Source organism: Variovorax sp. DAIF25 (genome assembly GCF_050711835.1).
Taxonomy (GTDB): Bacteria; Pseudomonadota; Gammaproteobacteria; order Burkholderiales; family Burkholderiaceae_C; genus Variovorax.
Genome location: NZ_CP136637.1, coordinates 946,772 through 969,004, shown reverse-complemented (window position 1 = coordinate 969,004; position 22,233 = coordinate 946,772). Strand labels below are relative to the sequence as shown.

The window sequence follows — 22,233 nt, the reverse complement described above, 5'->3', positions numbered from 1 at the left end:
CGAAGGGGCCGGCGGGCGCGGGGCGGATCATGCGGGGGTCGTATGACCTCCCGGTGGCAGATGCATGACATAGGACGACTGACCGCACACTGACGCCGAGGTGAAAAGTTCGCATCGAACGCGCAGCGCTTCTCGGGCCGCCGCCGGACCCCGCCGGCCGCGCGCCAGGCGGAATCGCCCCCGCCGCGCCATGGCACCATCGCCCCCATGCACGAGCCCTCCCGCCGCATCCCCTACCGCACCTGGCCGGGCGCCCTCGCGGTCTTCCTCGCCATTGCCGCCTATGTCGGCGGCCTGATCTTCTGGGACCGCCACACGCCCGGCGCGCGCCCGCTGCCGGCCGGCGAGACCGTGTCGGTCGGCCATGCGCGCTTCGAGCCCGCGCGCGGCTGGCAGATGGACGTGGCGCGCTCCAAGGCCGGCCGCTCGCTGATGCTGTTCAAGGGCAACCACAAGTTCCTCGTGACCACGCTGCCCTGGGCCGGCGGGCCCGACGGTCCGCTGGTGCGGCAGCAGCGGCTGATGGAGCGCGGCCAGGGCCTGAGCATCGAGGGCGACGTGTCCGACTTCGTCACCATGTGGGGCCTGCAGGGCAAGACCTTCGCCTACTACGGCAGCAAGATCGCCGGCCGTTTCTGGCAGGTGGTCGACCAGCGCCGCAAGTCGCTGGTGCAGATCGACGTCTACGGCGGCAGCGACGGCCTCGACGAAGCCATGGCCGACGCGCGCAGCATGCTCGAGTCGATGGACCTGGAGGCGCCGCTGTGAGCCACGACACCACCATCACCACCACCGCCTTCGACAGCGACGAGTCGCCGTGGCCGGTCGGCACCGACTCCTTCTTCCAGCCGCGCCGCGCCGCCTTCTGGCTGCTGAGCGCGCTGATCGTCAACGGCCTGTTCTACACCGTGCAGATGTTCTCGATGGGCTTTCGCGTGGTGCCCATCACGGCCTTCCTGGGGCTCGTGGTGTGGGGCCTCTACACGCTGGCCTTCCTGCTGGTGTTCCGCACGCTCGACCTGCTCGAGCAGCATCCGCCCGAGGCCTTCGTGCTGGCCTTCGCCTGGGGCGGCATGGGCGCGGTTTACTTCGCGGCGCCGGCCAACATCGCGATCCAGAGCCTGTGCGCCAAGCTGATCTCGCCCGAGTTCGTGGCGGCCTGGGGGCCCGCGGTCGCGGGACCGATCACCGAGGAGTTCCTCAAGCTCGCGGGCGTGGTGCTGCTGGTGCTGGTGGCGCGCAACCAGTTCCAGACCTACCTGTCGGTGCTCATCGTCGGGGCCATGGCGGGGCTCGGTTTCCAGGTGGTCGAGAACCTGACCTACACCGTCAATGCCTCGATGCGCTTCCCGCTCGAGAACCAGGTCTACCCGGTGCTGCTGAACCTGCTCACGCGCGGACTCATGAGCGGGCTGTGGAGCCACGCGGCCTACACCGCGATCGCGTCCTTCGGCGTCGCGTGGTTCCTGCTGCATCCCGAGCGGCGGCTGGTCACGCGCATCGGCGCCGCCGTGCTGTGCTTCGTGCTGGCCTGGGCCATGCACTTCGTCTGGAACTCGCCGCTGCTCGAGGACTACTTCGACGGCGGCTATGGCGAGATGGCGCTGCTGCTGCTGGTCAAGGGCATTCCGGTGCTGATCGCGGCCTGGCTGTTCTGGCGCGAGGCCGCGCGCGAGAACGGCGCCTACCTGCACGCGCTCGCGGCCTACTTCGTGCCCGAGCGCGAACTGATCCGCGACGACGAGTGGGTGCGCCTGGGCGAACCGCTGGCACGCTGGCGCGTGCGCCGCGAAATGGGCCGTGCCTTCGGTGCCAGGGCGCGGCGGCTCAAGACGCGGCTGCAGCGCGAGCAGCTGCGGCTGATCCGGCTCGCGGGCACCTATGGGCGAGGGCCGCAGACGCTGGCGAGCGAGCTGGCGGTGCGGCGGATCCGGGCGGCGCTCGAGCCGTTGATCCAGGCGCCGCGCTGAGCACGCACCACATCTTTCACTTCGACGATCCATCGCCACCGCACCATGTCCAGCCACATCCAGCGCCTGCGCCTCCCTGAGGACGATCCGACCTTCGGCAGCAACAAGGTCTTCGACCTGTTCCAGTATGCGCCGGCCGTGAAGGCCGGCGGGCTGGTCTTCATCGCGGGCCAGGTCGGCATCCATGCCGACGGCACCGTGCCGGAGCGCGCCGAGGAACAGATCGAGCTCGCGTTCAAGCGCCTCGGTGCGATCCTCGCGCATGAAGGGCTGGGCTTCGAGGACCTGGTCGAGCTGGTGTCCTATCACGTGCGCATCGACGAGCAGTTGAGCGCGTTCCGCGCGATCAAGGAACGCTACATCACGAGCGACTTCCCGGCCTGGACCATCCTCGGCGTGGCCGCGCTGGCGCGGCCGAACCTGCTCGTCGAGATCAAGGCCGTGGCGGCCGCCCGGCCGGCGTAGCAGCACGCGGTCTCGATGCCGCTTCAGAGCCCCATCAACGCCTGCAACAGCATCCGGCTCGCCGGCGCCGGCTCGGCCAGCGCGGGCACCGCCAGGTAGCTGACCCGGTGCGCCCAGGGCTCGTCGAGCGGCACGAAAGCCAGGTTCGGAAACTTCGCCTGCTGCTCGAGGCTGGCCTGGGGCAGCAGCCCGATGCCGAGGCCGCACTGCACCATGCGGCTGGCCGAATCCATGCCCTTGACCTGGATGCGCGTGCGCAGCCGCACGCCGTGCGCGAGCGCTTCCCTGGCCACGCGGCTCGCGAGCGCGGTGCCGGGCGGCAGTTCCACCCACTCCTCCTTCAGCAGTTGCTCGAAGCGCAGGCGCTTGCGCTTCGCGAGCCGGTGGTGCACGGGCAGGATCACGACCAGCCGTTCGGTGCGGTAGGGCTGCAGCTTGAGGCCCGGGATGTCGCCCTCGGCGACGAACACGCCGACGTCGGCCTTGCGTTGCAGCAGCAGCTCGACGATCTCCGCGCTCGTGTGTTCGGCCAGCTCGATCTTGATGCCCGGGTGCTGCTGCAGGAACAGCGCGAGGTCCTGCGGCAGGTGCTGCACGATGGCCGAGATCGAGGCGACGAGCTGGATGCGGCCCGACACGCCGGCCTGCAGGTTCTGCAACTCGGCGTCGAGGGTGTCGACGTCCTCCATCATCGCGCGCGCATAGCGTGCGATCGACAGGCCCGCCGCGGTCAGGCCGGCGCCGCGTGCGGTGCGATGCAGCAGCTCGACGCCCATGGCGTTCTCGAGTTGCGTGATGCGGCGGCTCGCGGCCGAGGGCACGATGTGCAGGGTGGCGGCCGCGCGCGACAGGCTGCCTTCGTGCTCGATCGCCGCGACGAGCTTCAGGGTGGCGAGGTTCAGGTGGTCGAGCAGGGGGCGTCGGGGTTTCATGGTGCGCGGGGCAGCGTTGCCGCAATGGCAACGCTGCGGTGAATTAATGTCGCTGGGCTTGTGGCGGGGACTGCGTCAGCATGCGGGCCATTCCAACAAGGAGACGCATCCTTCCATGCAGCAGATTCTGAACCTGCGCGATCTCACGATGATCGAGCGCACCCATGCCCGCGGCGGAAAATTCCGCTACCACCCGCTGCTGTCCGGCCGCGATGGCAGCGCGGGCAACTTCTTCCTCCAGCTCTCGAACACCTTCAACGACTTCGACTCGCCACGCCATCGCCACAACTTCGACCAGGTGCGCGTGCAGCTCGAGGGCGACGCCGACTTCGCGCGCGACGGCGTCATGAAGCCCGGCATGATCGGCTACTTTCCCGAGGGCGTGTTCTACGGGCCGCAGAGCATCTCGGGCGAGTCGCTCACGCTGGTGCTGCAGTTCGGCGGCGCGAGCCGCAGCGGCTACCTGTCGGAGGCGGCGTTCCAGCGCGGCATCGTCGAACTGAAGAAGAACGGGCGCTTCGAGGCCGGCGTCTACAAGGTCGACAAGCCCGAGGGCGGCACGCGCAACCAGGATGCCTACGAAGCGGTCTGGGAGCACATGAACGGCCGCGAGCTGCGCTACCCCGAGAGTCGCTACGACAAGCCGATCTTCATCCGCCCGTCTGCCGCGCAATGGCTGAGCGATGCGCAGCGGCCCGGCGTGTCGCGCAAGCACCTGGGCAGCTTCTCCGAGGCGCGGACCGTGCTGTCGCTGATCGCGCTCGAAGCGGGCCGGAGCATCGAGGTGCCGCCGAACAGCATCGTGTTCGTGCTGGCCGGCAAGGGCCACGCGGGTGACGGCCGGCGCGATTGGGAAGCGCGGTCTTCGCTCTACAGCGGGGAGACGGCCAGCGCGATGACGGCCGATGCCGCGAGCGAGCTGCTGCAGATCGAACTGCCGAGGCTGTGACCATGCGCGACCCTCAGTCCGACGGCCGACGCCGTCGCATCGTGCTGGGACTCGGCGCCGCCCTGGCGGCCTCGCCGCTGCCGCGCGCCTGGGCCGTGGAGGAATTTCCCTCGCGACCGATCTCGATGGTGGTCCCGTTTCCGCCGGGCGGCGGCTTCGACACCATCGCGCGGCCGTTCGCGGAGCGGCTCGGCCAATTGCTCGGACGCGCGGTCGTCGTGGACAACCGCCCGGGCAGTGGCGGCAACATGGGCACCGACTTCGTCGCGCGCGCGCCGGCTGACGGCTACACGCTGCTGTTCGCCAACGACTACCTCGCGACCAACCCGAGCGTGAATCGCAACACGCGTTTCGATCCGCTCAAGGACTTCGCGCCCCTGAGCATGGTCGGCAGCACGCAGGTGGTGATGGCGGTGCGGCCCGACTTCCCCGCGCGTAACTTCGAAGAGCTGGTCGCGCTGTCGAAAAAGCGCTCGCTGAGCTACGGCACGCCGGGCGCGGGCACCTCGCCGCACCTGGTGGGCGAGTACCTCTCGACCATCTCGCCGCTGCAATCGCTGCACGTGCCCTACAAGGGCACGGCGCCGGCGGTCAACGATGCGATGGGCGGGCAGATCGACATGGTCTATGCCACCTCGCCCTCGGTCGCGAGCCAGATCGCGGCCGGGCGGCTGCGCGGCATCGCAGTGTTCGGCGCGCAGCGCAGCACGCAGCTGCCCGAGGTGCCCACGCTCAAGGAGATCGGCGGGCCCTCGGTCGACTACGAGGTCTGGTACTGCCTGCTGGCGCCGGCCGGCGTGCCGGCCTCCGTGCTCGCGACGATCCGCGCCGCCACGCGCAAGGCCCTCGATGCCGACCTGGCCGCGCGGCTGGCGCGCCTGGGCTATGCGGTGAAATCGAGCGAGCCCGAGGCGGTCACGCACGCGATCCGGCAGGGGCTGGAGCGCTGGAAGGACGTGGTCGCGCGCGCGAAGATCGCGATCGACTAGGGCCTGTTAACACTATGCAAGGGGTCGCGTTGCCCCGCAAAGGGGCTGGATGCAAGGCGCCCGTGCGCAGCAAGGCTGATGCCTTGCAAGCGCGGGCAACGCCGCAGACGGCCCCTTTGCGGGGCAACCCGAAGGGAAGCTCGCCAAAGCCGCCCCTCGGCGTTGCGCTCCTAGCGTGTGCGGACGCACACGCGTCGTCGCGCGCCTTGATGGGCGGGCTTTGGCGAGCTTCGCGACCCCTTGCATAGTGTTAACAGGCCCTAGGCGCGGCGATGGCTGCGCCGCGCTCGCGCGCTCACCGGCATTCCCGCGGCAGCAGCCGGGCCGGAATCTCCTGCGACCCGCAGCGCCAGGCGATGCGGCCATCGGCGCCGGCCTCCGGCTGCAGCACGAAGGACAGTCCCGCGACCGCGCTGGTGCCCAGCGTCACGGTGATGACGCCGGTGCGGGCATCCACCCGCATGTCGCGCACGTCGGGCGAGGGCGCCGTGGCATGGCCGGCCTCCGCGAGGTCCCTCGGCACACGGCGGTTGCGGCCGTAGAAATCGCCCACGGCGTCGCCCGCCACCTTGGCCTGCACCAGGGCCTGCTGGATCTTGGCGCGGACCGTGTAGTCCTGGTAGGCCGGCAGGGCCACGGCCGCGACGATTCCGATGAGGCCGGGTACGAACAACACGTAGAACAGGACGGCGATCAGCCTGCTGGTGCCGCCCTTGCGCTCCAGGTAGGCCTTCTGCTCGCGAGGATCGGAGGACTCGGCACGCGCTCGCTCGATCAGCCGGCGGCAGTGCTTGAAATAGAAGCCGTCGGCCAGCAGCGCGGGCACGACGAAGAGCAGGGCGAACACGGCCAGGAACACCAGCGAGGCCCGATCGGCACCCACCGCCGGCACCAGCACGGCGGCGGCGGTCAGCAGCAGGTACGGTGCAAAGAAATAGGCCAGCGCATGCCACCAGAGCTTGCGGTAGAGCAGCCAGTAGAGCGTCCACAGGAAGGCCGGCCAGTGCCATCCGAGCCGCGTGCCGCCTCGCCGGTCGAAGGCCTTGAACCGGGAGAGATAGTGGTCCTGGTTCTTCGGGCCGATGGCGGCGGCGTACAGTGCGGTCTCGTCCAGTGGTGGTCGACCGGCGGGCGTGCGTGGTGCCAGGGATTGCCAGTCGCTGGCACTGCCCAGGGTGGGTTCTACGCGCATGGCCGGCCTCCCCGATCCAGGCGGCCATCGACAGCGTGGCGGCTCTGCGCGAGCCGCCACGTACTCCTCCATACCTCGTTCATCTCGCAGGCCCTTCCATCCGACGCTGGCCGTTGTTCGGTGATTCTGTGTCGATGCCCAGCTCGGAAACGAATGTTACTGGACCTGTCTTCGGCCGGCCATGGCCGTCGCGTTCAGGCCCTCGGCCTTGAACCGAAGCTCTGCCGGTACACGCTGGGACTCACGCCCGCCACGCGCTGGAACTGCGCCCTGAAGTTCGCCGCCGACCCCAGCCCTACCTTGGCGACGATCTGCTCGATACCGAGGCGCGTGCGCTCCAGCAGCTCCTGCGCGCGACGCACGCGCGCGCGGATCAGCCATTGCGCGGGCGAGACGCCGAACTGGTCCTGGAAGCGCCGGTTCAGCGTGCGTTGGCTGCTGCAGGCCTGGCGCGCGAGCTCGTCGAGCGACAGCGGCCGGTGCAGGTTGCGCTCCACCCAGGCGAGCAGCGGCTGCAGGTCGCGCTCGGCGGGAAGGTCGAGCGGCTGGATGAACTGGGCCTGGCCGCCCTCGCGGTGCAGCGGCACCACCGACAGCCGTGCCACGCGCGCCGCGACGGCCGCGCCGAAGTCCTTGCGCACCATGTGCAGGCACAGGTCCAGGCCCGCCGCCGCGCCCGCGGAGGTCAGGATCTGGCCGTGGTCGATGTAGAGCACCTTGGCGTCGACCTCCACCTGCGGATGAAGCTCGGCGAGCAGCGGCGCCGCGACCCAGTGCGTGGTGGCGCTCAGCCCGTCGAGCAGGCCGGCCTGCGCCAGCACGAAGGCGCCCGAGCAGATGGACGCGATGCGCGCACCGCGCGCCGAGGCCGCGCGCAGTGCCTGCAGCACAGCGCGGCTGATCGGCGCCGCGGGATCGGCGATGCCGGGCACGACGATGGTCTGCGCCTCATCGAGCACCGAGAGCCCGTGCCGGATCGTGAGCGTGAAGCTGCCGTTGTCGAAGGACTTCCGTTCGCCGCAGACCGCGATGCGGTAGCAGGGCTGGCCGGGCGCGAGCTCCGCATGGCCGAAGACCTCGCAGGCGCTCGCGAGATCGAAGGCGATGAGGCCGGGCAGGGCGAGCACCGCGAGCCGGTGCGGTGTGGTGTTCGGGGCGCGGGGTGTCATGGCGGCGGATTCTTCCATGATTGGCGGAAAACAGTCGGAGCTTGTCAATCCGGCCACTTTCGCTTCGGGCAATGCATGGGGAGACTACGGAGGTTCTCATCATGGAGTTGCTCTTGCCGTCCCGAGCCCTGCGCCTTTCCCGTCTCCGGATTTTCTGCCTGCTCGAAGCCGCCACGCTGCTGATCCTGCTGCTGGTCGCGGTGCCGATGAAACACCTCGCCGGCCTGCCCTGGGCCGTGAGCCTCATGGGGCCGCTGCATGGCCTCGTCTTCCTGGGCTTCTGCTGGAAGGTCGCGAACGCGGCGACGCTCGAGGACGTCTCCGCGCGCATGGGCTTCAAGCTCGTGCTCTTCGCCTGCCTGCCGGGCGGTGGCTTCTACAGCTGGAAGCTGCTCGATCGCGAGCCGGCCTCGCCGTCGCCGGTCCCATGACCTACCTGTGGCTCAAGGCCCTGCACCTGGCCGCGGTGCTCGCCTGGACCGGCGGCCTGCTGCTGCTCGGCGTGGCGGCCGCCGCGCTCGGCCGTTCAGGGGGCGTGCTGCTGCCGCACGAGAAGCGCATGGGACAGGCCTTCCTGCGCTGGGACCGCCGCGTCACCGTGCCGGCGATGGTCGCGGCGTGGGGCCTGGGCATCGCGCTCGCGAGCCTGGGCGGCTGGTTCGGCGCGGGCTGGCTCTACGCGAAGCTGGTGCTGGTGTTCGCGCTGTCGGGGCTGCACGGCGTGCTGTCGGCCTGCCTCAGAAGGCAGCTCGAGGGCACGAACACCCGCGAGCGCGCATGGATCCGGATCGGCCCGGGGCTGTGCGTCGCGGCGCTCGGTGGCATCGCGCTGCTCGTCGTGCTCAAGCCTTGAGCCCAGGCTCGAGCGAAGGCAGGTTCTGCGCCGCGAAGTCCGCGAACAGCTTCGCGCGCGCGAAGCTGCCCCGGGCCGCGGGCCACACCGCATGCACCGGCACCCTCGGCGACTCGAATTCGGTCAGCACCAGCTCGATGCGGCCGCTCTCGAGCAGATGGCGGATCTGCCACAGCGGCGTGAAGCACAGTCCCAGGCCGTTCGCCACCGCGGCATAAAGCGAAGCGGTGTTGTCCGCCCGGAAGCGTCCCGAGACCTTCACCCGTCGCGGCCGGCCATCGATGGTGAACGGCCAGTTGGCGTCGTTGCCGTGCGTGGTGCGCACCAGGCATTGGTGATCGACCAGGTCCTCGGGGCGTTGCGGACGGCCGTGCCGCGCGAAGTAGTCGGTCGCGCCGAACACCACGAGCCGCAGGTCGCCGAGGCGTCGCGCCGCCAGTTCGGAATCGGGCAGTTCGCCGATGCGGATCGCGAGGTCGATGTCGCCTTCGATCAGGTCGTCGAAACGGTCGGAGGCGGTGAGGTCCACCTCGATGCCTGCATAGCGTTGCATGAACGCGCCGATCAGCGGCACGACGAAGGCCGGCGCGAACTGCACGGGCGCGGCCACGCGCAGCAGGCCGCGCGGCGCGCTCGACTGGCTGCTCGCTTCCGCCGCGGCCGCGTCGAACTCCGCCAGCGCGGCCTGCACGCGCCGGTGGTAGGCCCGTCCCACCTCGGTGGGGGACGACTGCCGCGTGGTCCGCCGGATCAACTGCACGCCGATGCTGCGCTCGAGCACGCCCAGCGAACGACTGATGGACTGCACCGAGCGCCCCAGCTGGCGGGCCGCGGCGCTCTGGCTGCCCAGCTCGACGATGGCGACGAAGGCGCGGATGTCCTGAATCTGGTCCATGGATTCTTCCGTTCTGGATGAAGGTCTTTGGCGGCAGCCGTGGATTCACGCGTGCGGCGGCCGTCCCTATCTTCGGGACTCCGCGGCCTGGTGCCGCTCATCGATCGAGGAATCATCCATGGAACAACATAGACCCACGGTGCTGGTGGTCGGCGCCACCGGCCGCGTGGCCGCACTCGTGGTGCCCGCGCTGGTACGGCGGGGTGCCACGGTGCGCGCGCTGGTGCGCAGCGAATCCGGCCGGCGCCAGGCGGTCGGCAACGGCGCCGCCGAAGCCGTCGTTGCCGACCTGCGCGATCCACCGAGCCTGCGGCGCGCGGCCGCGGGTGCGGACGGCGTGTTTCACATCGGCCCGGCCTTTCAGGCGGACGAAACGCAGATGGGTTGCAATCTCGTCGTCGCCGCGCAGCAGGCCGGGGTGCGCAAGTTCGTGTTCTCGTCGGTGATCCAGCCGACGCACGTCACGCTCGCGAACCACGCGAGCAAGGTCCCGGTGGAGGCCGCGCTGTTCGAGTCGAAGCTCGAATACACCCTGCTGCACCCCGCCAACTTCTTCCAGAACCTGAGGGGCGCCTGGCCCGGCATGGCGCGGGACGGCGTCTTCGCGGAACCCTACCCGGTGCACACGCGGATCGCGCGCGTGGACTATCGCGACGTTGCCGAGGTCGCGGCCATCGCGCTGACCGAAGACCGGCTGGCCTACGGCTCGTTCGAGCTGTGCGCGCCTGGCCGCTTCAATCCGCAGGAGATCGCCGCGATGGCGAGCGAGGCGCTCGGCCGGCCGGTGGCGGCGCGGGAGATGGACTTCGAGGGCTGGGTCGAGCGGACGCGCCCGCCCTATGACGCGCGCCAGTTGCAGCTGCTGTCGAAGGTCCACGCGCACTATGCGGCACACGGACTCGGCGGCAATGCCCTCACGCTCGAAGCCATCCTCGGCCGCGCACCGCGCACGCTGGCGCAGTACATCCGCGAGCTGGCCGCCGCATGAGCCGCGGCCTCCGGAAACTGCCGGCGCGCTGCGCGGGCATCGTCATGCCGCTGCTGCTGTCGGTCTTCATGTCGTGCATCGTGGCCGGCATCGCGACGCTCAAGAGCGTGGGGTTCAGCGAGGAATGGCCTCGAATGTGGATGGGGGCCTGGGCCGTCTCGTGGCTGGCCGCATTTCCCTCGTTGCTCGTCCTGCTGCCGGTGGTGCGCCGCATCGTCGCGGCGACCGTGCAGAGCCCGCCGCGCTGACCGGCGCGCAAGGCCGCGAAGGCTCAGTGCCCGATCCGCGCGACGAACTCCTCGCTCGTCATCACGTGCGCGGTCGAGAAGGCCAGGATGGTCAGCGTGGCCTTGTGCACCGCCTCGGCCGGCATCGCGCCCTGGCCCACGTCGGGATAGTCGAAGGTGCCCGTCGCATCCGACAGGAAGGCCACCTTGTAGTTGCGGAACATCGCGTCGCGTGCCGTCGCATGGCAGCAGTTCTCGGTCGTGGTGCCGGTGATCGCCACGGTGTCGATGCCCCATTCGCGCAGGATCAGGTCGAGGTCGGTCGCGAAGAAGCCGCTGTAGCGGTGCTTCTTGACCACGTGCTCGCCCGCGGCCGGCGCGAGCGCCGCGAAGATCTCGCTGCCGGGCGTCTCGTCGACCAGTGCACTGCGGTCGGCGATCGGGCCATAGAGGTCGTCGTACAGGCCCATGTCGCAGCCGTCGCGCCGGTGCACGTGCGCGGTGTAGATCACGCGGATGCCGCGTTCGCGGCAGGTGGCCAGCGTGCGTGCCAAGGTCGGCACCATGGCCGCGGCCTGGGCCGAGCGCAGCTGGGCGCCCTCGGCGACGAAGTCGTTCTGCATGTCGACGACGATGACGGCGGTGGTCGCCGGATTGATGCGATCGATCTGATAAGGCATATTGGCCCCTCGGTGGGTGAGTCGGATGGTGGCGGGTGCGGCGATCTTGGGTCGCGCCGGCCGTCCGCGCTGGCCCCGGCTTGCCAAGCTTTGTTCTCCACCTGCCATCCGTTCCATGAAAACCCTGGTCGAACCCGGCGACAGTTTCGAGAAGTGGCACCAGGTCACGTGCCGCAGCTACTCGGTCACGCAGTGCGCGAACGCGCCGGGCGGCGCGGCGTTCCGCGCCAGGGTGTCGCAGCGCGGGCTCGGCGCGCTCGCGCTCAACGAGATCGAATCGAAGCTGCCCGGCGCGGCGACCATCCGCGTCACGCGCGGCGCCACCGACATCCGGCGCGATCCGCGCGACGACTTCTTCCTCTGGTTCGCACTCGGAGGCAACACGCGCTTCAGCCAGGACGAGCGGCGCGTGAGCATGCGCCCCGGCGACATGGTGCTGCACGACCAGTCGCGTCCCTTCAGCCTCGAGTTCGGCGAGTGGTCGCATGCGGTCATGGTCGCGATCCCGCGCGCGCTGCTGACCAGCCGCATCGGCGCGGCCGACGAATTCGTGGCCCGGCCGGTCGGTCGCGACGCGAAGCTGGCCGCGCTCGCGGGATCGGTGCTGCAGCAGTTGATGGCGCTGCACGACGATGCGCCGCCGGCGCTCGCGCAGGCGGCGATGGACATCTGGTCGACGGCGCTCGAGGCGGAGCTCGCGCCCTCGCAGGTCGACGCCGGTGCGCGCGACGGGCGCCTGGCGGCCGTGAAGCGCTACCTCCGTGCCCGGCTCGGCGACCCGACGCTCGACGGCGAGACCATCGCGCGCGACTGCCACCTGTCGCTGCGCACGCTGATGCGGCTGTTCGCCGCCGAGGGCACCACGCCCGGCCGTTGGCTCTGGCAGCAGCGGCTCGAGGCCAGCTACCGGGCGCTGGCCGAAGGGCGCGTGCGGCAGGTGTCGCAGGCCGCGCTCGAGTTCGGCTTCACCGACCTCAGCCATTTCAGCCGCGCCTTCAAGGCGAGGTTCGGCCGCTCGCCGAAGGACGTGCAGGGCAAGGGCGCATGAGCACGAAGGAGATGAACGAGATGGCCACCAAGGCGCCCGCCACGATCGACGACTACATCGCCGCCGCCCCGCCCGAGGCCCATGCGCACCTGCGGCGCCTGCGCGCGCTGCTGCGGCGCGTGGCACCCGAGGCCCAGGAGGCCATCAAGTGGGGCACGCCCTTCTTCATCGAGCCGCGCTTCCTGTTCGCCTTCTCGGCTCACAAGGCCCACCTGGGCTTCGCGCCCTCGGCCGAAGCGCTCGAGGCGTTCCGCAAGGAGCTGGCGGGGCACCAGACCACCAAGGAACTGCTCAAGGTGCGCTACGACGAGCCGCTGCCCGAGGACCTGATCCGCCGCATCGCCGAGCACCGGCTGCGCGTGGTGAAGGCGCGCGAGGACGATTCGTTCTGGTGAAGCGCGGGCCGGCCGGCCGGCGGCGAGAATGAAGCGCAGAGCCCCAGCCAGGACACGAGATTGCACGACATCGATCGCCCGGACCCTTCGCCTCGCTTCGCCAACCTTGCCACCGCCGCATCGGCCCTCGCGGAGGCCGAAGCGCTCGTCGCGCGGCTGCTGCCGCTGAGCACGCCCGCCGACAGCGCCTCGCCCGACCTGCAGGAGCACCTGGCCTCGGCCTGGTTCCGGCAGGTCGAGGCACTGGGTGCGCTCGGGCGCACGGCCGAGGTGGTGGCGGTGGCCGATGCGCTGTGCGCGCATTTCGAGCCCGGTGCGCGCGATGTGCTGGCGCCGGTGTTCGCACCGGTCGCGGCCTGGCCGTGGATCGCGCGTGCGCAGTGCGAGAAGGCCCGCGCGCTGGCTGCGACCGGCCACGCCGAGGCCGCGCTGGGCCTGCTGCGGGAAGTGCAGCGCCGCTTCGAACAGGCGCAGTCGCCGGCGCTGCGCGAATGGATCGTCGCCGCGGGGCTCGAGGAGGCGAGGCTGCGCGCCGCCGGTGGCGCGACCTTCGCGCGGGTCGACATGGTGCGGCATTGCGAGGACCTGGCGCGGCGCTTCGGCGGCGACGATTGGCCCGCGACGCGCGTGCTCGTGGCCCGCGTGCGCGCCGCGCAGGCCCGGATGCTGGCGGAGCTCGACTACCACGAGGAGGCGCTGAAGCAATACGCGGCCCTGCACGACGACCTGCAAGCCGCCGACGAGCCCGCGCTGAAGGCACAGGCCGCCGATGCGCTGCATGCCCATGCGCGCCTGCTCGAGACGCTGGGCCGCAACGAGGAAGCCCGAGCGTTGCTGCGCACCCTGATCTACACCCATGCCGAGGCCGCCGACCCGGACCGGCGCCAGACTCTCGCGCTGGCGCGGACCGACCTCGCGCTGGCCTTGCAGCGCGATCTGCTGCGCGGCGCGCAGGACGAGGACCTCGAGGAGCGCCTGCTCGCGGCCTGCGATGCCGTGCTGGACCCGCATGCGGACAGCGAAGACGCCACCGTGCTGCGTTGCGTGAACCGCATCCTGCGCGTCAAGGCGCAGCTGCTGCGCGACCGCGATGCCGAGCCCGACGACGAGGACCGTGCCGACGAACTGGCCGAATGGCAGTGGTCGCGCTATGCCGGGCATGCCGATGCGCAGGTCCGCAAGGAGCTGCTGCTCGCGATGCTCGACCAGCTGGTGCCGCTCGACGAACCGGCGCGCGAGCTGGCCGGCTACCGCCGCCTGCTCGATCGTTTCGGCGACGACCGCAGCGCGTTGCTGCAGCCGCAGCTGGCTCGCACGCGCCTGCTCGAGGCCTGGGCGCTGCGTGCGCTCGACCGGGGCGACGAGGCGCTGTCGGCGCTCTCGGAACTCGATGCGCTGCATGCCGAGTCCGCCGATGCCTACACGCGGCTGCAATGCGTGCACGGCCGCATCGAGCGCGCGCGGATCCTGGAAGCCCGTGGCGATGTCGAAGGCGCCCTGCGCGCGCTCGAAGGCTGGACCGAGGCCCGTGGCGCGGAGGACACGGCGCTGCGCCGCGCCATCGCGCGCGCCATGGACCTGCGCTGCGACATCCTGCAGGCCCAGGCGCCCGCCGCGCATCCGCGCCCGGACGGCAAGGACGAGGAGGGCCGCGCGATCGAGGTCGCCGTGATCGAGGTCGAGGAGCGCTATGCCGCGGCGGTCGCCGCGCTCGTCGCGCGCTTCGCGAAGGATCCGGCCGAGGACCTGCGCACGATCGCGGTGAAGGCGCAGTACGCGCTCGCGGCCCATTGGCGCGGGCGCCTGCAGTTCCAGCGCGCGGTCGATGCCTATGCGGCGCTGGTGAAGGCCTTCGCGGCCGACACCTGCGCCGAGGTCGAGGGCGTGGTCGCCAGCGCCTACCTCAACCAGGCCTATGCACTGATGATGCTGCTGGGCCGCGAGGCCGACGCGCTGCCGGTCTACGACGCACTGCTCGCGCGCTTTCCGAATGCCACCGGCGCGGCGATGCGCGACACGCTGGCCAAGGCCGCGGCGAGCCGGCTGACCTGCCTCAACCGGCTGCAGCGCCAGGGCGCGGCGGTGAACTACGGCGACCAGTACGAGGACCTGACGCTGGCGCAGCGCGATGCGATCGACGCCACCATCGAGCGCGGGCGCGTGCTGGCCGTGGAAGGCAAGCACCGCGAGGCCATCGCCTGCTACGACGAGGTGCTGCAGGCCCATGTCGAATCGCTGCATCCGGAGCTGCGGCGCCATTGCCTCGACGCGATGGTGCGCAAGGGCTACAGCCTGGGCTGCCTGTCGCAGCGCGAGGCTGCGCTGGCGGTCAACGATGAGGTCATCGCGCGCTACGGCAACGAGCTCTCGACCTCGGCCGAGAAGGACGTTGCGCTCGCGATGTCGAACCGCGCAGTGCAGCTCGACAAGCTCGGCCGCCGCGACGAGGAGCTGCAGACCTACGACGCGATCATCGTGCGCTGGGCCCGCTCCGACGTCGCCTACCTGCGCGAGCGCGTGGCCAATGCGCGCTACTGCAAGGCGATCACCATTGCCGACACCGACCTGGATGCCGCGCTGGCGCTCTATGGTCATGTGATCGATACCTGCCTGCAGGCCTCCGAGGTCGCGCTGCGCACCTATGCCGCGAAGTCCAGCGTCAACCGAGGCGTGCGCCTGCGCAAGGCCGGCCGCTACGACGAGGCGGTGGCCTGCTGCGAGGCGCTGGTGGAGGCCTGCGGCGAAGAGGCCGACAAGGGCATCGCGGCCCAGGTCGTGAAGGCGCGCATCGGGCTCGCGCGCAGCTACGGCCACGTGGGGCAGGTGGAGCGGCAGGTCGAGACGCTGGAACTGCTGCTGGCCTTGCCCGCCGGGAAGATCGACGAGGGCTTGCGCACCGAGCTGCGCGCGGAGTACCAGCAGCTGCGGCCGTCGCCGCTGGTCAAGGCGGCACGGGCGCTCGGCGCGCTGTTCGCTCCGAAGAAATGAACCCCCACCGTTCGAACTGAGCTCAGCCCGAACGGCGGGCTATCGCATCAATCCCCGAACTCGCGCCTCGTGCGTGGCGCCTCGGACGCCTGCTCCTCCAGCGACTGCCGGTACTTCACGCAGCCGCGCATGAACTGCGGCCAGGCCGGCACCGCGATCGCTGGCGGCGTCTTCTCGGGCAGCAGCGACCACAGGTCGGGGTGGTGCCAGCACAGGTCGTGGCCGGTGGCATCGCGGTGGCGGCGCACGCCCTCGCGCAGCTTCCGGACCTCGGCGATCAGGTCGTCGCGCGACAGGGTGTCCAGGTCTTCGTCCATGAACGGCTCCTTCCGGATGGGGGGAGGCTTCAAGCTAGCAGAAGCCTCCCTCGGAAGGAATCGGACGGGAGGAGGGCGCTACTGCCGGATCTTGCCCGCGTTGCTGAGGATCGTGAGCTCGACGAAGCGCGTGCCGTTGCCGCCGGCATTGGGGCCGAGGTCGACCACGTAGCCACCGAAGTCGAAGTTCACCAGCGAGGCCAGCGCCGCCGCCATGCCTTCGCGCGTGGGCGTGCGTCCCTGCCGGCGCACGGCCTCGGCGATCACGCGGCCCGTGATGTAGCCCTCGAACATCGAGTAGCTGACCGGCACCTCCAGCGTCTGCCCGGCCGTGGCCTCGATGAACTCGCGCGTCAGCTTGCTCGAGATGCGGAACGGGCTCGGCGTGACCTGCGCGATCACGATGCCCTGCATGTGCTGTTCCGACAGCCGCTGCGACAGCTGCTCCACATCGACGCCCGAATGCGCGACCAATTGCGCCGTGCCCTTGGGCGCCATGCGGTAGCGTTCGATGAAGGCCGCGGCGGCGCCGGTGCTGGTCAGCATCACGATGGCCTGCGGTGGCTCCTTGAGGAAGGCCTCGGCGGCATCGCCCACCTTGGTCGTGCCCGCCGGGTAGGAAGCCCGCACCACGATGCGCGACGACGAGGCCGCGGCGAGCTCGTCCATCAGCTTGAGCAGTTCGCCGGAGGCGGGCACGTCCTCGTAGAAGACGCCGAGCCGGTTGATGCCGATGGTGGCGAGATGGCGCGTGATCTTGGTCAGCTCCTCGCGCAGGTCGGCATGCATGTTGAACAGCAGCGGCGGCGGCGCGCGCAGCTCGGACGAGCGGTAGCCCACCAGCGCGAGCCGTTCCTTCTCGAGCGTGCCCGAGGCCACGAGCGCCGCGATGTTGCGCGTGCCGAAGTAGCCCGCGAGCACCATCGGCCGGTTCTCCGCGACCAGGGCCTTGGTCAGCGCCACGGTCTGCTCGGGCTGGCCCAGGTCGTCCTTGCGCACCAGGCTCAGCGTGTGGCCGTTGACGCCGCCGGCCTTGTTGATCGCGTCGAAGCTCAGCTTGAGCCCGACCCCGAAGGCCCGCCCCTGCCGTGCCTCGAGCCCCGACATCGGGGCCACCTGCCCGACCACCACCTGCACCGCCGCGGCGGGCAGAGCCGCAACCGCCATCGTGGCGGCCGCGAGCAGCGGACGCCAGAACGCCATCGATTTCATCTGTCTCTCTCCGTCTCCGGGCGGTGAACGCCCCTTCTTGCAAGGGCCGGATCTTGGTGTCCGGGCGGGGCGGAGGATAACGGAAAACGGTGTGCTTGCGCGCGGGCGCTCTGTCAGTCCTCGCGCGCCGCCATCCGCCCCGCTTCGCGATCGAGGGCCTCGTACTGCCCGTCGCAGAACAGCTCGCAGAGCCGATCGAGCTCACCGCGGTCGCGGGTCTCGAACACCGCCACGTCCTGCTCGAGCTTGCCCTTGCCGAAGAAACTCTTGCGCGGGCGCATCGCCACCGACTGCAGCTGGTACTCGCCGCGCCGGTCGGTGCCGTCGCCCAGCAGCGTGACCCACAGCTCGCGCTGGTCGGCCTCGTGGCGCAGCACCAGCGCGGGCAGCGGGCCGTCCTGCTGCTCGTTCCATTCGCGGTGCTGTTCCTGCCACGGATGGGCATCGATCGCGGCCATGAAGCCGACGAGCGTGGTCTCGCCCTGCGGGTGGGTCTGCTGGAAGTCGTCGCCGACCTTCTGGATTGCGTAGCTCAGCATGCGGTGGGAGCGCGTGGTGCGCCCGTGTGGTGTCGATGACCGAGTGTGCCCAGCCGCGCGGCAAGGGCGTGTCGGTCTCCGCCCCGTCTTCCTCAACCCGCGGCGGGGCGGGACAGCGGCCGCGGCGCGCGCGCGGCGCGGTGCTCCTGCAGCAGGGTCAGCATCACGGTCAGCGCCATGAAGACCACCGCGGCCCAGAAGACGCCGCTGAAATGGCCGCGGTCGAGCAGCCAGCCGAACAGCATCGGGCCGACCGCGCCGCCGATGTTGAAGCCCGTGGAGACGATGCCGAAGGCGCGGCCCTCGGCGCCGGGCGGTGCGGCGGCGCGCACGAGCATGTCGCGCGAGGGCGTGATCACGCCGGTCAGGAAGCCGGTGGCGCCCAGGCACAGCACGAGCGCGAGATCGGGCAGTCGGCCCCAGGCGGCGAGCGCCGCGAGCACGGCCGCGCCCGCGAACGCGACGGCCGCCACCAGGCCGTGGCGGCGCGTGCGGTCGGCCAGCGCGCCGCCGGCCAGCACGCCGAAGGCGCTGGCGAACAGGAAGGCCGTGACCGCCGCATTGGCCCAGGTGAGGTTCACGCCGTAGCCGCCGACCAGCGCCGACACCGAGAAGCTGCCGATCGAGTTCGTGCTGAGGCTCAGCAGCACGTAGAGCAGCGTCAGCGTGAGGATCGCGGGCGTGAGGATGCGCACGCCCGCTCCATTGCCGGCCGCGGTCTTCGGCTTGCTCGCGGGCCGCGCGGCGAGCGCCGGCTTCTCGCCCGCGAACAGGAAGACCCAGGCCAGCAGCCCCGCGAGGCCGGTGGCGGCGAAGGCCCAGCGCACGCCCAGCGTGCTGGCGATGCCCATCAGCAGGGCCGGCGCGATGGCACCACCGACGAAGCCGGCGAAGGTATGGACCGAGAAGGCCTTGCCCATGCGCGCGCTGTCGATGCCGGCCGAGAGCATCGCGTAGTCGGCCGGGTGATAGACCCCGTTGGCGATGCCCGCCAGGGCCATCGCGGTGAGAAGCCAGGCGTAGTGGCCCGAGAACGCGAGCGAGCCGAAGGCGGCGCTGCCCAGCAGCAGGCCGGCCATCAGCAGGCGCCGCGCGCCGAAGCGGTCGACCGCGAAGCCCAGCGGCGCTTGCACCAGCGCCGAGACCACGTTGAACACGCTGAGCGCGAGGCCGAGTTCGACGAAGCTCAGGCCCCAGGCGGCCGGCAACACCGGCAGCAGCGCGGGCAGCGCCATGATGTGCAGGTGGCTGACGAGGTGGGCGGCGGAGACCTGTGCGAGCAGGCCGGTCTTGGGAAGGGGCATGGCCGGGGGCGTCGAAAGGACGGCGCATTGTGCGGCAAGCCCGGCGTCCGCGCTTGCCGTCCCCCGCTCAGGCGGTCACTGCACCGCCACGAACTCCCCGCCCTTCACCTGCAGCAGCACGCCGCCATAGCTCGGGTTGCGCTCCGCGTCCACGCTCCAGGTGCCGTTGCCCAGCACCATCGGCACCTTGTTGAGCTTCGCGAGCTCGTCGCGGATCTTGGTGCGGTCGGGGTTCGGGCCGGCGTTCCTCACCGCCTGCACCGCGACCTGGCCCAGCGCGTAGCCCATGCCGGCCCAGTTGTCGGGCGCGGCCTTGTACTTGGCCTGGTAGGCCTTCACGAAGGCCTGGTTCATCGGCGAGGGATTGTTGGGCGAATAGTCCGACACGAAGTAGGTGCCCTCGACCGCCTTGCCGCCGGCCTTGATGAAGCCGGCCGAGCCCAGCGTCGACGGGCCGATGAACTTGACCTTCGATTCGAGCCCGGCCTGGCGGATCTGCAGGATCAGGTTGGCCGAGACCTCGGCCGGCGCGGCGATGAAGATGGCGTCGGTGGGCGTGGTCGCAACCTTGGTCGCGAGCGCGAGGAAGTTGGAGTCGGAGGAGATGAACTTCTCGTCGGCCGCGATGGTGACGCCGGCCTTGGTGAAGTAGTCGGCCAGCGCGTTCTTCTGGCCGATGTAGCCGTCGCTGCTCTGGTCGTGCAGCAGCACCACGCGCTTCACGCCGAGCTTCTCCGAAGCCAGCTTGCCGAGGAAGCCCATGATGTCGGTCGGCGTGGCCTGGATCTTGAAGGCCCAGGGGCCGGTGGCGAGGATGCCGGGCGAGCTGCCGATGGCGAGGATCGGTAGCTTGAGGTCGTTGGCCACCGGCGCGCCGGCCAGCGCCTCGGCGCTGACCGTGGGGCCGAGGATCAGCATCACGTTGTCGCGCTTGCCGAACTGGTTGACGAGGTTGATGACCTGGCCCTTGTCGCCCGCCGTGTCGCCCTCGACGATCCTGAACTTGTTGCCGCCGGGCAGCCCCTGCGCGTTGGCTTCCTCCAGCGCGAGCTTCATGGCGTTCTGGATCGGCACGCCGCCGAAGGCGTAGGTGCCGGTCATGGCGTTGAACACGCCGACGGGAATCTCCTTGCCCTGCCCGAAGGCGAGGCCGCTGAAGGCGAGAAGCAGCGCGCCGGCGACGGCGGCTCTGCGATGCATGGTCATGGTGTGTCTCCAAGGGCGCGCGAAGGTGCGCGGTTTTTCTCAGGGGGCCATGGCAGTGTCTTCATGCATCCGGGTTGCGTCAGTCCCCATCACAGGGGACGGACCGACCCGAAGCGGCGCCGAAGCTATTCGGCCACCAGCTGCAGCGGCAGCACGTCGAGCGTGCGCAGCGTGTTGACCGGCCGCCAGCGCGATGCGCCCGCGGGTTCGATGCGCTGCACGCGCCGCACCAGCGCGCCGAGGATGCTCTCGGCCTCGAGCCGCGAGATCATCTGGCCGATGCACACGTGCGCGCCCACGCCGAAGGCGCGGTGCACGCCCGCGGTCTGGCGCGTGACGTCGAAGCGCGCCGGATCGGGCCACTGGCGCGGGTCGCGGTTGGCGGCGCCCATGTGGTAGCCGACCTTGGTGTCGGCGCGCAGCCGCACGCCGCCGAGCTCGACCTCGCCCGTGGTGGTACGGAACATCACCTGCGCCGGCGACTCCAGGCGCAGCGCCTCCTCGAAAGCGCCCTTGATGAGCGCCGGGTTGGCCTTCACGAGCGCGAACTGGTCGGGGTGCTCGGCCAGCAGCTTGAGCGTCGAGCCGATGCCGGCGATGGTGGTGTCGACCCCGGCGCGGAAGAAGGAGCGCACGTGCAGCGGCGCCGTCCCCTTGTCGAAATGGCCTGCGTCCTCGGCCTCGTAGATCTTCTCGGCGAAGCCGCCGGGCAGCGTGTGCTCGCGCTGCAGCACCTGCTGGTACCAGTCCATGATCGGCGCGGCACGCTCGAGCGCCTGCGCCACGCGCTCGTTGTTCGGCCCGAGCTGGTTGAAGTTGAGCTCGCCCGTGAGCTTGATGCGCTCGGGTGGCACCGCGATGCCGAGCACGGCCGGGAACACCTCGAGCACGTAGGCCTCGGTGATGTCGGCCACGCCGTCGACGCGGCCGCGCGCCACCGCGGCCTCGGCGATCTCCTCGGCGCGCTGCGCGAACTTCTCCTTCCAGCTCTTCACGACCAGCGGCGACAGGATGCGCTGCAGCGCGGCGCGCACGCGCGTGTGCTCGGGCGGGTCGATCTCCGAGATCGGGCTGCGCGTGCGCCAGGCGCCGGGCTTGCGGATGTCGCTCATGCCCACGCCGCCCTCGACCGTGAAGTGCTCGAAGTCGCTCGCAACGATGCCGGCCTCGGCATGGCGCGTGACGGCGTAGTAGCCGTGCGGCGCGACGTAGACCGCGGGCGCCATCTCGCGCATGCGGTCGAACAGCGGATAGGGATCGGCGATGTTCGCGTCGGAGAATGGGTCCTCGTCGAGGACCGGTGCGTCGGGGATCGACAGGGTGGCGGTGGCGTTCATGGGTCGGTCCTTTTCAATCCGCGCTCGGCAGCACGCGCACGGTCATGTCGGCGATGCGCCAGCCCTCGCCGGTGCGCCGGAAGCGCAGCTCGTACTTGCCGAACATCGCGATCTTGCCGGGGCCGTCGCGCCAGTCGGTGATGAGCGCGCGCGCATGGCCGTGGGCCTCGTCGGCGCCTTCGCCGGGCACGGCGTAGAAGTCGGTCATCTGGTGGTGCATGCGCTGTTTGAACTTCTTCTTCATCACCTCTTCCATCAGCGCGAGCAGATGGTCGCGGCCGTGGATGGTTTCGGGCGGCAGGCCGCTGCCGCCCTGCGAGGCGGGTGGCGAGTTGGCGCGGGTCCAGCTGGCGTCCTCGGTGAACAGCTGGGCGAAGTCGGGATCGCCGGCGTCGGCCAGGTGGCCGTAGCGGGCGAACAGGGAACGGATCTCGAGCTCGTCCTCGACGGGCAGTTGCGGAAAGCGCATGGGGTCTCCAGGGTCGGCACAGTGCTGCGCCCAGTGTCCGCAGGCGCGCCGCACGCGTCTGTCCCCATGCGGGGGACGGCGGCCCCGGGCCCACCCGTACCACCGCAAG

24 protein-coding genes are annotated in these 22,233 nt (G+C 70.6%); 12 read left to right on the top strand and 12 right to left on the bottom strand.

Annotation, left to right across the window (positions count from 1 at the left end; genetic code table 11):
* Window positions 1-207: 207 nt before the first annotated feature.
* From R0232_RS38675 to R0232_RS38665, 3 genes are read left to right on the top strand one after another with little or no spacing between them, the layout of a single operon-like run.
* Window positions 208-768: a hypothetical protein gene (locus R0232_RS38675; RefSeq protein ID WP_057594117.1), complete on the top strand. Its 561-nt coding sequence runs from the start codon at window positions 208-210 to the stop codon at window positions 766-768.
* A complete protein-coding gene (locus tag R0232_RS38670) occupies window positions 765-1,970 on the top strand; it encodes a PrsW family intramembrane metalloprotease (protein ID WP_408908351.1) in 1,206 nt (401 codons plus the stop codon). Before R0232_RS38675 ends, R0232_RS38670 begins: the two co-directional genes overlap by 4 nt.
* Window positions 1,971-2,015: 45 nt before the next feature.
* On the top strand, window positions 2,016-2,435 hold the full coding sequence (locus R0232_RS38665) for a RidA family protein (RefSeq protein WP_431514449.1): 420 nt from the start codon (window positions 2,016-2,018) through the stop codon (window positions 2,433-2,435).
* A 23-nt stretch (window positions 2,436-2,458) separates the two neighbouring features.
* Here R0232_RS38665 and R0232_RS38660 read toward each other — a convergent pair whose 3' ends face one another.
* Entirely contained in the window at window positions 2,459-3,367 is a 909-nt protein-coding gene (locus R0232_RS38660) for a LysR family transcriptional regulator (RefSeq protein WP_296726720.1), read from the bottom strand.
* A gap of 115 nt (window positions 3,368-3,482) precedes the next feature.
* On the opposite strand from R0232_RS38660, the gene R0232_RS38655 reads away from it, so the two are divergent.
* The gene (locus R0232_RS38655) at window positions 3,483-4,316 is read left to right on the top strand and encodes a hypothetical protein (protein WP_431514448.1); all 834 of its coding nucleotides are present in this window, start codon (window positions 3,483-3,485) and stop codon (window positions 4,314-4,316) included.
* Window positions 4,317-4,318: 2 nt separating this feature from the next.
* Window positions 4,319-5,305 carry a Bug family tripartite tricarboxylate transporter substrate binding protein gene (locus R0232_RS38650; RefSeq protein ID WP_431514447.1) on the top strand — a complete coding sequence of 329 codons (987 nt, stop codon included), beginning with the start codon at window positions 4,319-4,321 and terminating at the stop codon, window positions 5,303-5,305.
* 295 nt (window positions 5,306-5,600) lie between these two features.
* On the opposite strand, the gene R0232_RS38645 is transcribed toward R0232_RS38650, so the two are convergent.
* Window positions 5,601-6,497 carry a pilin gene (locus R0232_RS38645; RefSeq protein ID WP_431514446.1) on the bottom strand — a complete coding sequence of 299 codons (897 nt, stop codon included), beginning with the start codon at window positions 6,495-6,497 and terminating at the stop codon, window positions 5,601-5,603.
* A 194-nt stretch (window positions 6,498-6,691) separates the two neighbouring features.
* Window positions 6,692-7,666, bottom strand: coding sequence for a GlxA family transcriptional regulator (locus tag R0232_RS38640; RefSeq protein ID WP_431514445.1), 975 nt, complete (start codon window positions 7,664-7,666; stop codon window positions 6,692-6,694).
* 101 nt (window positions 7,667-7,767) lie between these two features.
* On the opposite strand from R0232_RS38640, the gene R0232_RS38635 reads away from it, so the two are divergent.
* Window positions 7,768-8,097, top strand: coding sequence for a DUF3817 domain-containing protein (locus R0232_RS38635; RefSeq protein WP_431514444.1), 330 nt, complete (start codon window positions 7,768-7,770; stop codon window positions 8,095-8,097).
* Window positions 8,094-8,519 (top strand): CopD family protein, encoded by a 426-nt coding sequence (locus tag R0232_RS38630; protein WP_431514443.1) that lies wholly within the window; start codon window positions 8,094-8,096, stop codon window positions 8,517-8,519. The genes R0232_RS38635 and R0232_RS38630 overlap by 4 nt, the downstream gene beginning before the upstream one ends.
* On the opposite strand, the gene R0232_RS38625 is transcribed toward R0232_RS38630, so the two are convergent.
* Window positions 8,509-9,414 (bottom strand): LysR family transcriptional regulator, encoded by a 906-nt coding sequence (locus R0232_RS38625; protein WP_431514442.1) that lies wholly within the window; start codon window positions 9,412-9,414, stop codon window positions 8,509-8,511. The genes R0232_RS38630 and R0232_RS38625 overlap by 11 nt on opposite strands.
* 118 nt (window positions 9,415-9,532) lie before the next feature.
* Here R0232_RS38625 and R0232_RS38620 point away from each other — a divergent pair, with 118 nt between their 5' ends.
* Together R0232_RS38620 and R0232_RS38615 are read left to right on the top strand one after the other, a co-directional pair.
* Window positions 9,533-10,402: an NmrA/HSCARG family protein gene (locus R0232_RS38620; protein ID WP_431514441.1), complete on the top strand. Its 870-nt coding sequence runs from the start codon at window positions 9,533-9,535 to the stop codon at window positions 10,400-10,402.
* Window positions 10,399-10,650, top strand: coding sequence for a DUF2798 domain-containing protein (locus tag R0232_RS38615; protein WP_431514440.1), 252 nt, complete (start codon window positions 10,399-10,401; stop codon window positions 10,648-10,650). The genes R0232_RS38620 and R0232_RS38615 overlap by 4 nt, the downstream gene beginning before the upstream one ends.
* Before the next feature lie 23 nt (window positions 10,651-10,673).
* On the opposite strand, the gene R0232_RS38610 is transcribed toward R0232_RS38615, so the two are convergent.
* A complete protein-coding gene (locus tag R0232_RS38610) occupies window positions 10,674-11,309 on the bottom strand; it encodes a cysteine hydrolase family protein (protein WP_431514439.1) in 636 nt (211 codons plus the stop codon).
* Between the two features lie 115 nt (window positions 11,310-11,424).
* On the opposite strand from R0232_RS38610, the gene R0232_RS38605 reads away from it, so the two are divergent.
* Genes R0232_RS38605 through R0232_RS38595 form a run of 3 tightly spaced genes read left to right on the top strand, consistent with a single transcriptional unit; the run spans window position 11,425 to window position 15,740 of the window.
* On the top strand, window positions 11,425-12,357 hold the full coding sequence (locus R0232_RS38605; protein WP_431514438.1) for a helix-turn-helix domain-containing protein: 933 nt from the start codon (window positions 11,425-11,427) through the stop codon (window positions 12,355-12,357).
* Window positions 12,354-12,752: an iron chaperone gene (locus R0232_RS38600; protein WP_431514437.1), complete on the top strand. Its 399-nt coding sequence runs from the start codon at window positions 12,354-12,356 to the stop codon at window positions 12,750-12,752. Before R0232_RS38605 ends, R0232_RS38600 begins: the two co-directional genes overlap by 4 nt.
* Before the next feature lie 60 nt (window positions 12,753-12,812).
* Complete coding sequence (locus R0232_RS38595) at window positions 12,813-15,740, top strand: tetratricopeptide repeat protein (RefSeq protein WP_431514436.1); 2,928 nt, start codon at window positions 12,813-12,815, stop codon at window positions 15,738-15,740.
* A gap of 47 nt (window positions 15,741-15,787) precedes the next feature.
* Here R0232_RS38595 and R0232_RS38590 read toward each other — a convergent pair whose 3' ends face one another.
* From R0232_RS38590 to R0232_RS38560, 7 genes are all read right to left on the bottom strand, one after another.
* On the bottom strand, window positions 15,788-16,057 hold the full coding sequence (locus R0232_RS38590) for a hypothetical protein (protein WP_296786065.1): 270 nt from the start codon (window positions 16,055-16,057) through the stop codon (window positions 15,788-15,790).
* Window positions 16,058-16,135: 78 nt separating this feature from the next.
* A complete protein-coding gene (locus R0232_RS38585) occupies window positions 16,136-17,269 on the bottom strand; it encodes an ABC transporter substrate-binding protein (protein WP_366929029.1) in 1,134 nt (377 codons plus the stop codon).
* Between the two features lie 113 nt (window positions 17,270-17,382).
* Window positions 17,383-17,808 (bottom strand): hypothetical protein, encoded by a 426-nt coding sequence (locus R0232_RS38580; RefSeq protein ID WP_431514435.1) that lies wholly within the window; start codon window positions 17,806-17,808, stop codon window positions 17,383-17,385.
* A 92-nt stretch (window positions 17,809-17,900) separates the two neighbouring features.
* Window positions 17,901-19,112, bottom strand: coding sequence for an MFS transporter (locus tag R0232_RS38575; protein ID WP_431514434.1), 1,212 nt, complete (start codon window positions 19,110-19,112; stop codon window positions 17,901-17,903).
* A 75-nt stretch (window positions 19,113-19,187) separates the two neighbouring features.
* Window positions 19,188-20,318 (bottom strand): ABC transporter substrate-binding protein, encoded by a 1,131-nt coding sequence (locus R0232_RS38570; RefSeq protein WP_431514433.1) that lies wholly within the window; start codon window positions 20,316-20,318, stop codon window positions 19,188-19,190.
* A 125-nt stretch (window positions 20,319-20,443) separates the two neighbouring features.
* Window positions 20,444-21,655 carry a cytochrome P450 gene (locus R0232_RS38565; RefSeq protein ID WP_431514432.1) on the bottom strand — a complete coding sequence of 404 codons (1,212 nt, stop codon included), beginning with the start codon at window positions 21,653-21,655 and terminating at the stop codon, window positions 20,444-20,446.
* A gap of 13 nt (window positions 21,656-21,668) precedes the next feature.
* Window positions 21,669-22,124, bottom strand: coding sequence for a nuclear transport factor 2 family protein (locus R0232_RS38560; RefSeq protein ID WP_431514431.1), 456 nt, complete (start codon window positions 22,122-22,124; stop codon window positions 21,669-21,671).
* Between the last annotated feature and the right edge of the window lie 109 nt (window positions 22,125-22,233).